This is a genomic window from Methylococcus capsulatus str. Texas = ATCC 19069 (assembly GCF_000424685.1).
Taxonomy (GTDB): domain Bacteria; phylum Pseudomonadota; class Gammaproteobacteria; order Methylococcales; family Methylococcaceae; genus Methylococcus; species Methylococcus capsulatus.
In genome coordinates this window covers 398027-412765 of record NZ_AUKJ01000016.1, presented here as the reverse complement: position 1 = coordinate 412765, position 14739 = coordinate 398027, and the positions used below count along the sequence as shown (strand labels likewise).

Below are 14739 nucleotides of genomic sequence, written 5' to 3'. Positions count from 1 at the left end.
AAACCACATATTCTATGCCAATCGCCGACCCGCCGGGCACGAGCCGAGGCCGTCCGAAAAACTCAGACGGAACCTTCCGCCGGCGGATCGGCAAAAAAGGCCCGCACCGCACCGGGATCGCGGGCGATACGCATCGGCGGCAGGCTGTCCAAGAACACTCGCCCATAACTCCTGGACACGAGCCGGGGATCGGCCAGTACCAGGACACCGCGATCGTCCACGTCCCGGATCAGCCTGCCGGCGCCCTGTTTGAGGGCGATGACGGCGGCCGGAAGCTGGAACACGCCGAATGGACTGTGACCGCGCTTGCGGATGGCCTCGAGCCGGGCACTGACGACCGGATCTCCGGGCGATGCGAACGGCAGCTTGTCGATCACCACACAGGACAACGCCTCTCCCCGTACGTCGACGCCTTCCCAGAAGCTGGCGGTCCCGAGCAACAGACCGTTGCCCGAGGCGCGGAAGTCGTCCAGCAGCCTGGTCTTGGGCCGGCTGCCCTGGACGAACAGCGGAAATTCGGTCTTGCCTTCCAGAATAGAGGCCGCCTCGGTCAGTGCCTGATGGCTGGTGAACAGCAGAAAGGCGCGCCCCCGGCTCGCTTTGAGCACCGGCCATGCCGCCCGCAGCACGGCCCGGGTGTAGTTGCCGGCGCCCGGATCGGGCAAACCGGGCGGCAGGTACAGGAGGCTCTGGCGGCGGTAGTCGAAGGGACTCTCCCAGCGCCGGCACTCGGCATCGACGATACCAAGCTGACGGGAGAAGTGCTCGAAACGCCCGGCCACGCTCAACGTCGCCGAGGTGAAGATCCAGGTCGCCTGCCGCGCCTTGCGGAAACGCGTGAACTCGCCGGCGATGTCCAGCGGCGTTCGGCTCAGGGAAAAGCCGCGGCGATGGATCTCGAACCAGCGTACCGATTCCTCGGTATCTTCGGCCAGGAACGCCTCCAGCCGCTGGATGAACTCGTCGCAGCGCTTCCAGCAAGATTCCAACCCTTTGCCGCGCACCGCCGCAATCTTGAGCTGCGCGGCCAACGCCAGCAAGGCTTCCTCCATGCGCCCGAGTCCGGCATTCACCTCCTCCTTTCCGGCCACGGCGTGCCAGGCGTCCCGCCGAGGTTCCTCGCCCAGCGCAGCGCGCATGGCCGTCAGCTCCACCTTGAGCAGAGTCGCGGCATCGGCCAGCCCACCCATGTCCGGTGCATCCTTGGCCCGCTCGATCAGAGTGTCGTCCGCCAGTTCGGCGAGCTGGCGGCTACTCAGGCTGACCCCCAGGAACTGTGTGGCGGTTTCGGCGAACTGGTGGGCCTCGTCCACGATGATGACGTCGGCCACCGGCAACAGTTCGCCGAAGCCGTCGGTCTTGACCGCCCAGTCGGCCCACAGCAAATGGTGGTTGATGACGGTGATCTGCGCCTCCTGGGCAGCCTTTCTGGCCTGGACCACAGGACAGCCTTCGTAGAGCGGACACTCCTGTCCCAAGCAGTTTTCGGCGGTGGAGGTGACCGAGCGCCACAGCGGTGAAGCCTCCGGTACGTCGTTCACCTCGGCGACATCGCCGCTGCGGGTCGTCTTCGCCCAACGCCGGATGCGTTCGAGCTGATCGGCTTCCTCGGCGCTGAAGCCGGCGCGAAAGCCGAAATCGACGACGTTTTCCAGCCGGTAGGGACAAAGGTAATTCGATCGGCCCTTGAGCAGAGCGGTGTGCACCGGCGTCCCCAGAGCCTGCCGCAACAAGGGCAGATCCTTCTGAAACAGTTGATCCTGCAGATTCCGCGTGCCGGTGGAGACCAGCACCCGCTTGCCGCTCAACAGGGCCGGCACCAGATAGGCGAATGTCTTGCCGGTGCCGGTGCCGGCCTCGGCGATCAGACAGCGGCCGCCGCGGATGGCCTGTTCCACCGCCCGCGCCATACCGATTTGGGCATCACGCGGGCGGAAGCCCGCCAGGAAACGCGCCAGCGGGCCGTCCTCCGCGAAGACGTCATCGACGCCGCTCACCCTATTTTTCCACGCCGCCCGCGAGCTGGCCGGCTTCCTCGATCAGCGCCTGACATTTCTGGACCAGATCCGGATTGCCCCGAGCCAAGACCTTGGATTTTCGTGCCAGATCGAGCGCGAGACGCGGCTGCTGCTGGGCCATCCGGACCGTCGCCAGACGGTACCACAACTCCGGATTACGCGGCTGCATGCGGATGGCGCGCTCCAGGGTGGTGGCGGCGTTGTCGAGCTGACCGGAACCCTGAGCCTTGTCCGCCTCGGACATCAGGGCTGCCACGGCGGGGGTCGGCGCCGGCTGCTTCTTCGCGCCTGCCCAGGCTCCCGGTGCCGGCCTCGCGGGCGGAGCCGCCGCTTTCGGCCTGGGACTGGGCGCCGGTGCTGCCGTGGGGGCCGGACGGACGCTCGGCACAGCAGGCTGCCTGACCACTTTCCGCTGCGCGCATCCTGCTGACAAGGCCAGGCACAGGGCCACCGCCAGCCATTGGGGGGGCAGCGCATCGAAACGCCGGGAGTTAGCGTACGAATCCATCAAGAAACCGGATGGTAGGAAAAACCCAATGGGGCTAGCAATATCTGTTCCGTAAACTTAGCCATTTCCGAACAGCGTGTAATAGTTCCGCGTCGTCCGATCCGCCACCTCGCCCAGTGACGCGCCCCGCAGCTCGGCGATCATACCGGCGACATGGCGGACATGCTGCGGATAGTTCGGTTTGCCCCGCAGCGGCACCGGGGCCAGATAGGGCGAGTCGGTCTCGATCAGATAGCGCTCGTCCGGCACTCGCCGCGCGACGTCCTGAATGGTTTCGGCGGTGCGGAACGTGACGATTCCCGAAAAGGATATCGAGAAATTCAAATCGAGCGCGCGGCGCGCCGTGTCCCAGTCTTCGGTGAAACAATGGAACACGCCACCCACCTCGCCCGCCTCCTCTTCCGCGAGGATGCGCAGGGTGTCGGAGCGGGAATCGCGGGTGTGGACGATCAGCGGCTTGCCGATGAGTTTGGCTGCGCGAATGTGGATGCGGAAGCGCTCCTGCTGCCAGGCGAGGTCACCCGCGCTGCGGAAATAGTCCAGGCCGGTTTCGCCAATGGCGACGACACGGTCGTCATCCGCCAGTGCGGCCAGCCGTTCGGCGCTTGGTTCCTCGGTATCGGTTTCATTGGGATGCACGCCAACCGAAACACACACGTTCGGATAGGGTTCGACCAGCCGGCGCATGGCGGGATAGTCGTCCAGATTGATCGCTACGCACAGCATGCGGTCGACGCCTTCGGCGCCGGCCGCCTCCATGAAGCGCGAAAAATCGCCGCCGAACGGTTTCAGGTCGAGGCGATCGAGGTGGGCGTGGGAGTCGATGAACATAGGATTTGGATGCAAGAGGGAGGCCGGGAGCTGCCGGCAAAGCTTACATGGTATGGGTCGGCTGATCCGATTCAAGGTGCCCGGACAGATAACTCTCGATCAACGCCTTGGTGACGCCGCCGTCCTCGTCGCTGAACTGCACGCCGATGCCGGCGGAACGGAAACCGGCGGCCCCTTTCGGGGTAATCCAGACGACCCGTCCCGAGATCGGGATCCGCTCCGGCTCGTCCATCAGCTGCAACAACATGAAGACCTCGTCGCCCAGACGGTAACTGCGTGTCGTCGGGATGAAGAGACCGCCGTTCTTGATGGTCGGCATGTAGGCGGCGTAAAGCGCATTCTTGTCTTTGATGGTCAGCGCCAGGATACCCTGGCGGGCACCCGTCTGCTCTTCGCTCAATGCCTCGCCCCCCGTGGTCTCGACCGGTTCCAGTCTATCAGGATCTCTTCCATGACCAGCTGCCGGTTGGCCTGGCCCTCCAGATTGCGGCGGGCCGCATCAACACCGTCGAGGCTGGCGAACAGGGCACGGAGATCCAGGCCCGCCGCCGCTTTCCGCAATCCCGGCTCCAGATCGGCATTGGCCAGGCGCAACGGCACCGATGCTTTAGTGCTACTGATACGGATGAGGTCCGCGATCCAGCCGCGCAACCAAATCAGGACGGTCTCGCCGTCCTCCTTGGCCCAACGCTCGGCCACCACGAGCGGATCGCTCTCGTCCCTGAGCACGGCCACCCAGTCATCGAAGAGCATTCTTCTGCGCTGCGCCAGATCGCCTCCATGCAGCTCGACCGCTCGCACCGGTGCACCACCCGCCATCGCCAGCAAGGCCTCTGCCTCTTCCCCGACCCCCTGTCCACGCAGCCAGCGCAATGCTTCTTCCCGCTCCGGCAGCCTCACATCCAGCCGCTGGCAGCGACTGAGCACCGTCGCCGGCAGTTGCGCGGGTCGCTCGCTGATGAGGAGGAAAAGCGTATGCGGGTCGGGTTCTTCCAGCGTTTTCAACAGACTGTTCGCGGCCGCCATGTTCATGGCATGCGCCGGACGGATGACCACGACCCGGGAAGCGCCATATTGCGGCTTGAGCGAAAGTCTGTCGATCAGCCGGCGAACCAACTCGACGGTGATACGTTTACCGGCTTCCTCCGGCTCGATGTGAAGATAGTCCGGATGATTGCCAGCCACCGCCAGACGACAGGCATGGCAGGTACCGCACGCCCCCTCGGCCGGCGGGCTGGCGCACAGGAGCCGGCGGGCGAAATCGTCGGCCAGCACTCCCTTCCCCACGCCGGCGGCGCCCGAAATCAGCAAGCCCTGCGGCAAACGTCCCGCTTCCAGATACGCCCTCAACCGGCGGCGTGCCGGCGCCAGCCACGGATAACGACCGATGGGGTCAGACATGACCGGCCAACAGGGAATCCACTTGGGTGGCGATGGCCGTCTGCACCAGGGCCAGAGGCCGGTCGGCATCGATCACCCGTATCCGGCCCGGCTCTGCCCGCGCCAGCGCCAGATAGCCTTCCCGCACCCGGGCGAAAAAGGCGCTGTCTTCTCTCTCCAACCGATCCGGACCGCTGCGTTGATGCGCCCGCTTCAAACCGGTGTCCACCGGTGCATCCAGCAGGAGGGTCAGATCGGGCCTCAGCCCGGCCTGAATCCAGTCCCGCAGGAAATCGATGACGCCAGGGGCGATACCACGCCCGGCGCCCTGATAGGCATAGCTGGCGTCGGTGAAACGGTCACAGACCACCCAGTCACCACGCCGCAAAGCCGGCTCGATCACTTCCCGAAGATGGTGCACGCGGGCCGCGAACAACAACAGCAATTCGGCTTCCGGCCGCACCGTGTCCTGACGCAGGAAAATTTCCCGTACCGCTTCCCCGAAAGCGGTACCGCCCGGCTCCCGGGTCGCGACGACCTTCAGGCCTCGGGCGCGCAGCCGGCTCACGACGAAATCGACGTTGGTGCTCTTGCCGACGCCTTCGCCTCCCTCCAGCGTGATGAATTTGCCCGGTGTCACGGCTGCCCGACCTTTTGATAAAGCTCTACCGCCTGTCGGTGTTCGTCCCAGGTCCGCGAGAAGCGGTGGCCGCCGTCTCCCCGTGCCACGTAATACAGACTGTCGCCCGGTGCCGGGTTCAGAGCGGCCCGCAGCGAAGCCAGCCCGGGCGCGGCGATCGGTGCCGGCGGCAGACCGCGATGGAGATAGGTGTTGTAGGGGGTGTCCGCCTTGAGGTGTTCGCGACGCAGATTGCCGTCAAAGCGGTCGCCCAGGCCGTAGATCACAGTCGGATCGACCTGCAAAGGCATCCCGGTGCGCAGCCGCCGGACCAGCACACCGGCCACTTCGGCCTTTTCAGCGGGCAGGGCGGTTTCTTTCTCGATGATGGAAGCCATGATGAGTGCATCGTCCGGCGTCCGGTAGGGAAGGTCCGGCGCCCGCCGCGCCCATTCCGCAGCCAGGACCGTCGCCATCCGCCGGTGAGCGCGCTTGAGGATCTCGACGTCCGACGTGCCCTTGGTGAAGAAATAAGTATCGGGGAAAAACCGCCCTTCCGGATCTCCTTCCGGGATTCCCAGCACCCGCATCAGCACGACACCGTCGCTCTCCGCCGTGACGAGGTGCTCGAGAGCCGGCTGGGCCCGCAGCGCCGCCAACATCTGCCGGAAAGTCCAGCCTTCGACCAGGGTCACGGCATGCTGCCGGACTTTCCCGGAAGCGAACAGAGCCAGCAACCCGCGTCGGTCCAGGCCCGGCGGAATCTCGTATTCCCCCGACTGGAGCCTGCGCGCCAGACCTTCCCTCCAGGCCTGCAGCATGAGCCACCAGGGCTCATCGATCACGCCCGCCTCCTTCAGCGCCAGAGCCACGTCCTTCAGGCCCTGTCCCCGTGCGATCTCGAACACGACTGGCTCGGTGTTGGCAAGCGGCCGCTCGGTAGACTCGATGAAATCCTTCACCGCGACGCCGGCCACCAGCGCCATTACCGCGAGCAGCAGGGTACGCCTCATCCAGCCACGGCCTCATACAGCTGATGGATTTCCAAGCCCCGGCTCAGCATCGTCGTCATCTCGCCCACCGGGTAATTCGTCTCCGCCACCCGTGCCACCGGCCAAATGCCGATGACGCAGTTGGTCAGAAAAATCTCATCGGCCGCTGCCAGTTCTTCCGGCCGGATACGCCTTTCGCTCACCTCGACACCTCGAGACCGGGCGATTTCCAGCACCAGACGCCGCATCACACCGGCCACACCGCAGCGGTCGATCGGCGGAGTCTCGAGCCTACCGGCCTTCACCATGAAGACGTTGCTCATGGTGCCCTCCACGAGAAAGCCTTCGGTATCGCACATCAAGCCTTCCTGGAACTCATCGGCCCACTCACCCCGCCCGAGCACCTGCTCCAGACGGTTCGTATGCTTGACCCCGGCCAGCGCGGTATTGATGCCGAGCGGCGTACGGCATAGCGTCACACTCACCCCAGACCGGTAATAGTCCTGCGGAAACTCGGGGGCGGGATGAAGCGACACCACGCGCGTCGGCTCCCCTTCCGCCACGGGCCGATAGCCGCGGCCGCCGACGCCTCGTGTGATCTGTATCTTGACGACACCCTCGCCCGCTTCCAATCCCAGCCGTCGCAGATCGGCGGACAGCGCCTCGTCCCCCGGATAACGGATGCCGAGACGGGAACAGGCATCTGCCAGACGACCGAAGTGGCGAGACAGCAGCATGGCTTTTCCCGCGCGCAAGCGCAGGGTAGTGAAGATGCCGTCGCCGTATTGAAATCCCCGGTCCCGCACATCGACACAACCGCTGGATCGACCATTGACCAGGACCCTCATCGGCGGAATCCGGCAGAGATGACAGCAGGTGCGGAAGCCTGGGGTGGCTTCCAGCGCCTATCTGAATTTCTTGAAAATCAAAGTGGCGTTGGTACCGCCAAAGCCGAACGAGTTGGACATGACCACTTCGAGATCTTTTTCCCGGGCGGTATGAGGCACATAATCCAGATCGCATTCCGGATCGGGCGTATCCAGATTGATGGTCGGCGGTACCACGCGGTCCCGAATCGCAAGGACAGAGAAGATCGCCTCGATTCCACCCGCCGCACCAAGCAGATGGCCGGTCATGGACTTGGTCGAGCTGATAGCCGTCGAGTACGCATGCGGCCCGAGCACCGTCTTCATGGCGCGGGTCTCCGCCAGATCGCCGGCCGGCGTCGAAGTGCCGTGGGCATTGACGTAATCGATGTCTTCCGGATTCACTCCAGCATCCCGCATCGCGTGCATCATACAACGCGCCGCACCATCGCCGTCCTCGGGCGGCTGGGTCATGTGATGGGCATCTCCTGACATGCCGAAGCCGATCAGCTCCGCGTAGATGCGGGCACCGCGCTTCTTGGCATGCTCCAGCTCCTCCAGCACCACCACGCCGGCACCATCACCCAGTACAAAGCCGTCGCGGTCCTTGTCCCACGGACGGCTCGCCCGCACCGGGTCGTCATTGCGGCGCGACAAGGCACGGGCCGAGATGAATCCACCCAAGGCCGTCGGTGAGCTTGCCATTTCGGCACCACCGGCCAACATGACGTCGGCATCGCCATACTGGATGATTCGGGCCGCGCTGCCGATGCTGTGAGTCGCCGTGGCACAGGCAGTGACGATCGCGTAATTCGGGCCTTTCAGGCCGTACTTGATGGAGAGGTTGCCGGAAATCATGTTGATGATGTTGGCCGGCACAAAGAAAGGAGAAATTTTGCGGGGTCCACTTTTGAGGAACACGCCGTAACCATGCTCGATACCGGTGATCCCGCCGATGCCGGAGCCGACGCAGACGCCAACGCGGTCCGCATTGGACTCGGTGACCTCCAGCCCCGAATCTTCGAACGCCTGACTGCCCGCTGCCATGCCGTAGTGGATGAAAGTATCCATCTTCTTGGCTTCTTTTTCGGGCAGATACCGGGTGACATCGAAGTTACGCACGCTGCCACCGAAGCGGGTAGCGAAGTCGGATACATCGAAATGCTCGATCGGGCCGATTCCGCTGCGGCCGTTCAGGATGCTGTCCCAGCTCTCGGGGACATTGAGGCCCACCGGACAGACCATCCCCAGTCCGGTGATGACGACGCGACGCTTGCTCACGCTGACACCTGGAGGTAAACGAAAGAAGACCCCACTGGATGACGCTGTCCCGTGGGGCTGATGGAACGGTAAGACGAATCAGGTATGGCTCTGGATGTAATCGATCGCCTGCTGAACCGTAGTGATCTTTTCGGCGTCCTCGTCGGGAATTTCGCACTCGAACTCTTCCTCGAGTGCCATCACCAGCTCGACCGTGTCCAGAGAATCGGCGCCCAGATCGTCCACGAAGGATGCCTCGTTCGAGATCTCGTCCTTCACGCCCAACTGTTCGGCGACGATCTTCTTTACACGTTCTGCTATATCACTCATTGTTTTTTGTCCTCAGTGTTATTCAAGTTTAGAGGTGCGGAGATTTTAGTGTGAATTCCCGCGAACACAAGCACTCTGGCGTAAAAAGCCGCTCAGGGCATGAACATACCGCCATTGACATGGAGGGTTTCTCCGGTGATGTAAGCGGCGTCGTCGGAGCACAGAAAAGCCACGGCCCCCGCAATCTCCTCGGCCTGTCCCAGCCGTCCCAGGGGAATCGACGCCAGCAGGGCCGTCTTGTGTGCCTCCGGAAGGGCGCGGGTCATATCGGTATCGATGAAGCCCGGCGCCACCGAATTCACCGTAATGCCGCGCGAGCCAATCTCTTTGGCCAGGGATTTGGTGAAACCGATGATACCGGCCTTGGCCGCCGCATAGTTGGTCTGCCCGGCATTGCCGGTCAACCCCACGACCGAAGTGATGTTGACAATGCGGCCGGTACGGGCCTTCATCATGCCTTTGAGGCAAGCCTTGCTCATGCGGTAGACGGAAGACAAATTGGTGTCGATGATCGCATCCCAGTCTTCATCTTTCATACGCATCAGCAGACCGTCACGGGTAATGCCGGCGTTGTTGACCAGGATCGTCGGCATGCCGAATTCCTCGTTGACGGCGGCCACGAAGGCCTCGACCGAAGCGGGATCGCTCACGTCCAGCACCCGCCCGCAGCCGTTCAGGCCGGCATCGGTGAGCGCGGATCCGATCGCTGCGGCTCCGTCTTCCGAGGTGGCGGTGCCTACGACCGTATGACCGGCCTGCGCCAAACGATGGGCGATCGCCCGCCCGATTCCTCGGCTGGCCCCCGTGACAATGGCTATCTGGTCCGTCATTGAATCGACTCCAAGGCTGTATTCAACGAATCCTGATCCACGATGGCGAGCGTCGCTTCGCTGCTGACGATCCGCTTGTTGAGGCCGGCCAGGACCTTGCCCGGCCCGCATTCCACGAAGCGCCTCACGCCCTGGTCGCTGAGGAAGCGGATGGTTTCCGACCAGCGCACCGGCTGGGAAATCTGCTGAGCCAGCACCGCCCGGATCACCTCGGGAGACGGATGCATGGCGACGTCGACGTTGTGGATCACGCCGATCCGGTCACGGGGCGATTCGAACGACGTCTCCGACAGCAGGGCCGCGAATTTTTCCGAGGCCGGCGCCATCAGCGCACAATGCGAGGGTACGCTGACCGGCAGCAGCACCGCCCGTTTCGCCCCCAGCGCCTTGGCCGCCACGATCGCACGCTCCACCGCCTGGCTCGCGCCGGCGATCACCACCTGGCCCGGGGCATTGAAATTGGCCGGCGTCACCACCGAATCTCGGGTGGATGCCTCTTTGCATGCCGCGACGACCTGGGGATCTTCCAGACCGAGGATGGCGGCCATGGATCCCGCGCCCGGCGGGACCGCTTCCTGCATCAGTCTGCCGCGCTGGGCCACCAGTTTCACCGCATCGGCGAAGCCGAGCGCGCCGGCGGCGACCAATGCCGAATACTCCCCCAGGCTGTGGCCGGCCATCCAGGCGGGGCGGCGATCGGTCAAACTGCACCAGATCCGCCAGGTCGCGACCCCGGCGGCCAGCATCGCCGGCTGGGTGTTGACGGTCTGGTTGAGCTCTTCCTCGGGGCCCTCCTGGACCAGACACCAGAGGTCGAAACCGAGCACTTCCGAGGCTTCAGCGAAGGTCTCGCCGACCACCGGATGGACTGCGGCGAGATCCGCCAGCATGCCGATGGACTGAGAGCCTTGCCCCGGAAAAAGGAAAGCGAGGCTGTTGTCGATGTTGGGCATTACGAATGGTCTTTAATAGCGCAGAAGAGCGGAGCCCCAGGCGAACCCGCCGCCGAAGGCTTCCATAAGCACGGTTTGTCCGCGCTTGATGCGGCCGTCGCGAACGGCCTCGTCGAAAGCCAGAGGAATCGATGCCGAAGAAGTGTTGCCCTGCTCGTCCACCGTCACGACCACCCGCTCCATGGGCAACTGGAGCTTCTTCGCGGTCGCCGCAATGATGCGGATGTTGGCCTGATGGGGCACCAGCCAGTCGACGTCAGATTTCTGAAGGCCGTTCTGTTCCAGGGTTTCATCGACGATGCGACCGAGTGTGTTGACCGCGACCTTGAAAACCTCGCTGCCCTGCATCCGGATGGTGCGGCTCTCGTCGCTGCCTTCGCCGTTGCTGGCGGGATTGGGCAGATAGAGCAGATCTTGGTAATGGCCGTCGGAATGGATATGGGTGCTCATGATGCCGGGCTCGGTGGCAGATTCGAGCACCACGGCCCCGGCACCGTCACCGAACAGAATGCAAGTCGAGCGGTCGTCCCAATCCACGGAACGCGAATTGACCTCCGTACCGACCACCAACACGCGGTTGGCATTGCCGGCGGAAATGTACTGGTCGGCGATGCTCAACGCGAAGATGAACCCCGAACACGCCGCCTGCACGTCGAAAGCCGCACAGCTGCGCACGCCCAAACGCTGCTGCAGGAGGCATGCCGTGCTGGGAAAAACCCGGTCCGGCGAACTGGTCGCGAGGATGATCAGATCGAGATCGTGGGGATCGATGGCGGCAGCCTCCAGTGCCTGCCGGGAGGCAATCTCGGCCATGCTGGAGGCCGTTTCGTCAGCAGCCGCGATGTGTCGGCGGCGGATGCCAGTGCGCTCGACGATCCATTCGTCCGACGTCTCGACCCGCATGGCGAGATCGTCGTTGGTCACCACCTGCCGGGGAAGGTAGCCGCCGGTGCCCGCGATGCGGGAGTAACGGCTCACGCCAGATTCCTCGCGGCGAACACATCCGTCATCCGCTCGCCGATACGGTGCGGAACGGCTTTCTCGACTTCTTTCACAGCGATCGTAACGGCATTGGCAAAAGAAAAGCGATCCGCGTTGCCGTGGCTCTTGATCACGATGCCGCGCAAGCCCAGGAGACTGGCACCGTTATACTGGCGCGGGTCGATCCGGTGCTTGAAGGCATTGAGCACGGGCAGCGCGATCAGGCCGGCCAGCCGGGTCAGCAAACTGCTGGAGAACTCCCGCTTGATGAAATGAGAGATCATTTTCGCCAGACCCTCGCTGCTTTTCAGCGCGACATTTCCGACGAAACCGTCGGTTACGACGATGTCGACGCTGCCCTTGAAAATGTCGTCGCCCTCGACGAAGCCGACGAAGTTGACGTGGGCTCCGCTGAGCAGCTCGGCGGCCCGCTTCACCTGCTCGTTCCCCTTGATCTCCTCTTCGCCGATGTTGAGAAGACCGACCGTGGGATGCTCCCGCTCCTCCACTGCCCTGACCAGCTCATAACCCATGACCGCAAACTGATAGAGGTGCTCGGCAGTGCAATCGACGTTGGCACCGAGATCGAGGACATGGGTATGCCCCGTCATGGAAGGAACGGCCGCGATGATCGCTGGCCGGTCGATGCCTGGCAGGGTCTTGAGAACGAACTTGGCGATTGCCATCAACGCGCCGGTATTCCCGGCGCTCACGCAGGCGTCGGCATCGCCTTGCTTGACCAGATCGATGGCCACCCGCATCGACGAGTCCTTCTTGTTGCGAAGCGCCTTGGAAGGCTGGTCGTGCATTTCCACGACCTCCGAGGCATGATGCACCCTCAACCGATCCCCGAACCGACGCCGGGTATCCTTGAGATACTCTCTCAGCACCGACTCGTCGCCGACCAGCACCAACCGCAGCGAAGGGTTTTGCTCCAAACTATCCAAGGCCGCCGGCACCACGACTTTGGGCCCGTGGTCACCACCCATCGCGTCCAATGCGATGGTCGTCATACCGTCACCGCGCCGCATGCATCGCCATCAAGAGTCGATATAGAAAGGCAACGAACCGTCAGACCGGAGGGTCTATGCTTATTCTTCAGTCTCGTCGCCGTGCTTCGGCGCGATGACGCGACGACCACGATAGTAACCGTCCGGGCTCACATGGTGGCGCAGATGGGTTTCGCCAGTGTTCGCCTCGACGGACAGGGCACTCGCGCTCAATGCGTCGTGCGACCGCCGCATGCCGCGCTTCGAACGGGTCTTGCGATTTTGTTGAACAGCCATGATGACTCCTTAAGAAGACTTGCTATCGTTGTTTTTCAATTGCTCTAGCACGGCAAACGGGTTTTCCCTCTTTCCCTTTTCCGCCCGCGGCCCAAGCGGCGCGGCATCCCCACAGGCTGCGTGCTGCGGTATCAACGGGATGGCCAGCACCAGCTCATCCTGAACCAGGTCGGACAGGCGGATCGGCGCTCTGCCATCGAACAGCAGCGGCTCGTAAGACGCCGGCAGGTGGTCAGCCTCCTCCAGCGAGGCCACGACACCCAGCGCGACCCGTAACCGCACCGGCCATGGCAGCCGATCCAGGCAGAGCTGACACCGCAGCACGAGATCCGTTTCAACCGTACCGGTTACCACCGACCATCGACCGTCCTTGCCGAAATCCAGTGCAACCCGGACGTTTCCGGCCCTTTCAAACAAGGACTCTTCGATTCGATCGAAAAGCGTCAGCGACAATTCGCCCGCTACCCGGCGACACTTGTCGGCGAACCTCAGCGGATCGACGAATTCAGGCAAGCGGGAAAGCATAATCGTGTAATAATACAGGCAAAATCCAACTTCTGTCAAAGCCCGGAAACACCGCGATGCCGACTCCCCCACCGCAGTCGAGGCCGCTCCTCCTGGCCTCAGGTTCGAATTACCGCCGCGAGCTACTCCGCAAACTGGGTCTGCACTTTACCGCTGTGGCGCCGGACATCGACGAAGCAGCGAGACCGGGAGAGGCTGCGGATGATCTCGCCTTGAGGCTGGCCTGTGAGAAAGCGCTGGCGCTGGCGCCCGCCTATCCCGACCATCTGATCATCGGTTCGGATCAGGTGGCCGTGCTGGGCGATTCGAGACTGGGCAAGCCTGGTACTCATGAGAAGGCGGTCGCACAGTTGCTGCGGGCCTCGGGGAACACCGTGACGTTCCTGACGGGATTGTGCGTGCACGACGCGGTCAGCGGGGTCAGCCATACCGGCCTGGACCGCTGCCACGTCCATTTCCGCCGCCTCGACCGAGACCAGATAGAACGCTACGTCACCGCCGACGAACCCTACGACTGCGCCGGCGCTTTCAAGTCGGAAGGACTGGGCATCGCCCTCATCGAACGCTTCGAGGGCGAAGATCCGAACGCCCTGGTCGGTCTCCCCCTGATCCTGCTGACGGAAATACTGAAACGCTTTGGCATCGCCGTCTTCTGAACAGAACCCACACGATGCGGCGTCAGTTCAGGCGATTGTAGTATTCGATCACTCGGTTCAGATAATCCTGGGTTTCGGGAAAAGGAGGCACCCGGTTGCCGTATTTGATGATGTTGTTCTCGCCGGCATTGTAGGCGGCGACCGCCAGGCTGACATCGTTAAACATGCCAATGAGGTCGCGCAGATAGCGGGCCCCGCCGTAGACGTTCTCCACCGGGTCGGTCCGGTCCCGCACGCCATAGCGTGCTGCAGTGTCCGGCATCAGTTGCATCAAGCCCACAGCCCCCTTACCCGAAACCGCCTCCGAGTTGTATGCCGATTCCGCCTGGATCATCGCGTGCAGCAGCAGGGGATCGAGGTCGTAGCGCTCGGCCGCTTCGGCGATCAGCGGCGCCAGCATTTCGCGGTTGCGCGCCAATGTCCCGGACCTGAAGGCGACCGGAGCCGAAGCCCGGCCCGATGACGCCTCCTGGTACGCGGGGGCCGGTGACCCCAGCCTGCCCGACACCCTGGTGGTGGCGATCAGCCGGTAGCCGCTATGCGGGGGACGATCGGTGTAATAGACATGACCCTTCTTGTCGACGAACTTGTAGACATCCGCCGAGACCTGCGCCGCCGGCAGCCCCCCCAGCAGCAAGGCGATCCAAAGACGTCGTTTCATCCGCATGTTTTTACGTCGTTTTCTCGAATCCGGACGAGCGGGT

The 14739-nt window shown here is 63.4% G+C and carries 18 protein-coding genes; 1 reads left to right on the top strand and 17 read right to left on the bottom strand.

Annotated features, from left to right (window positions below):
• Window positions 1-62: 62 nt before the first annotated feature.
• The 16 genes from yoaA to H156_RS0103985 all read right to left on the bottom strand — a co-directional run bounded on the left by yoaA (window position 63) and on the right by H156_RS0103985 (window position 13367).
• Window positions 63-1997, bottom strand: a complete 1935-nt coding sequence (gene yoaA / locus H156_RS0104060; protein WP_017366304.1) for a DNA repair helicase YoaA — start codon at window positions 1995-1997, stop codon at window positions 63-65.
• A gap of 1 nt (window position 1998) precedes the next feature.
• Window positions 1999-2526, bottom strand: a complete 528-nt coding sequence (locus H156_RS16945; protein ID WP_154656646.1) for a tetratricopeptide repeat protein — start codon at window positions 2524-2526, stop codon at window positions 1999-2001.
• A 57-nt stretch (window positions 2527-2583) separates the two neighbouring features.
• Window positions 2584-3432, bottom strand: a complete 849-nt coding sequence (locus tag H156_RS0104050) for a TatD family hydrolase (RefSeq protein WP_017366306.1) — start codon at window positions 3430-3432, stop codon at window positions 2584-2586.
• The gene (locus tag H156_RS0104045) at window positions 3401-3757 is read right to left on the bottom strand and encodes a PilZ domain-containing protein (RefSeq protein ID WP_010961239.1); all 357 of its coding nucleotides are present in this window, start codon (window positions 3755-3757) and stop codon (window positions 3401-3403) included. Before H156_RS0104045 ends, H156_RS0104050 begins: the two co-directional genes overlap by 32 nt.
• Entirely contained in the window at window positions 3754-4758 is a 1005-nt protein-coding gene (gene holB / locus H156_RS0104040; protein ID WP_017366307.1) for a DNA polymerase III subunit delta', read from the bottom strand. Before holB ends, H156_RS0104045 begins: the two co-directional genes overlap by 4 nt.
• Window positions 4751-5377: a dTMP kinase gene (gene tmk, locus H156_RS0104035; RefSeq protein WP_010961241.1), complete on the bottom strand. Its 627-nt coding sequence runs from the start codon at window positions 5375-5377 to the stop codon at window positions 4751-4753. Before tmk ends, holB begins: the two co-directional genes overlap by 8 nt.
• Window positions 5374-6369: an endolytic transglycosylase MltG gene (gene mltG / locus H156_RS0104030; RefSeq protein WP_017366308.1), complete on the bottom strand. Its 996-nt coding sequence runs from the start codon at window positions 6367-6369 to the stop codon at window positions 5374-5376. Before mltG ends, tmk begins: the two co-directional genes overlap by 4 nt.
• The gene (pabC, locus tag H156_RS0104025; protein WP_017366309.1) at window positions 6366-7196 is read right to left on the bottom strand and encodes an aminodeoxychorismate lyase; all 831 of its coding nucleotides are present in this window, start codon (window positions 7194-7196) and stop codon (window positions 6366-6368) included. Before pabC ends, mltG begins: the two co-directional genes overlap by 4 nt.
• Before the next feature lie 57 nt (window positions 7197-7253).
• A complete protein-coding gene (gene fabF, locus H156_RS0104020; RefSeq protein ID WP_017366310.1) occupies window positions 7254-8495 on the bottom strand; it encodes a beta-ketoacyl-ACP synthase II in 1242 nt (413 codons plus the stop codon).
• A 78-nt stretch (window positions 8496-8573) separates the two neighbouring features.
• Entirely contained in the window at window positions 8574-8804 is a 231-nt protein-coding gene (gene acpP, locus H156_RS0104015) for an acyl carrier protein (RefSeq protein ID WP_010961245.1), read from the bottom strand.
• 92 nt (window positions 8805-8896) lie between these two features.
• The gene (gene fabG / locus H156_RS0104010; protein ID WP_017366311.1) at window positions 8897-9634 is read right to left on the bottom strand and encodes a 3-oxoacyl-ACP reductase FabG; all 738 of its coding nucleotides are present in this window, start codon (window positions 9632-9634) and stop codon (window positions 8897-8899) included.
• On the bottom strand, window positions 9631-10587 hold the full coding sequence (gene fabD, locus H156_RS0104005; protein WP_010961247.1) for an ACP S-malonyltransferase: 957 nt from the start codon (window positions 10585-10587) through the stop codon (window positions 9631-9633). The genes fabG and fabD overlap by 4 nt, the downstream gene beginning before the upstream one ends.
• Window positions 10588-10599: 12 nt before the next feature.
• Window positions 10600-11565, bottom strand: a complete 966-nt coding sequence (locus H156_RS0104000) for a beta-ketoacyl-ACP synthase III (protein WP_010961248.1) — start codon at window positions 11563-11565, stop codon at window positions 10600-10602.
• Entirely contained in the window at window positions 11562-12581 is a 1020-nt protein-coding gene (gene plsX, locus H156_RS0103995; protein WP_010961249.1) for a phosphate acyltransferase PlsX, read from the bottom strand. Before plsX ends, H156_RS0104000 begins: the two co-directional genes overlap by 4 nt.
• Window positions 12582-12659: 78 nt before the next feature.
• Window positions 12660-12854: a 50S ribosomal protein L32 gene (gene rpmF / locus H156_RS0103990; protein ID WP_010961250.1), complete on the bottom strand. Its 195-nt coding sequence runs from the start codon at window positions 12852-12854 to the stop codon at window positions 12660-12662.
• Between the two features lie 9 nt (window positions 12855-12863).
• Complete coding sequence (locus H156_RS0103985) at window positions 12864-13367, bottom strand: YceD family protein (protein WP_248617036.1); 504 nt, start codon at window positions 13365-13367, stop codon at window positions 12864-12866.
• Between the two features lie 68 nt (window positions 13368-13435).
• On the opposite strand from H156_RS0103985, the gene H156_RS0103980 reads away from it, so the two are divergent.
• Window positions 13436-14035 carry a Maf family protein gene (locus tag H156_RS0103980; protein ID WP_017366313.1) on the top strand — a complete coding sequence of 200 codons (600 nt, stop codon included), beginning with the start codon at window positions 13436-13438 and terminating at the stop codon, window positions 14033-14035.
• Between the two features lie 22 nt (window positions 14036-14057).
• Here H156_RS0103980 and H156_RS0103975 read toward each other — a convergent pair whose 3' ends face one another.
• On the bottom strand, window positions 14058-14702 hold the full coding sequence (locus H156_RS0103975) for a lytic transglycosylase domain-containing protein (protein WP_017366314.1): 645 nt from the start codon (window positions 14700-14702) through the stop codon (window positions 14058-14060).
• Window positions 14703-14739: the final 37 nt, after the last annotated feature.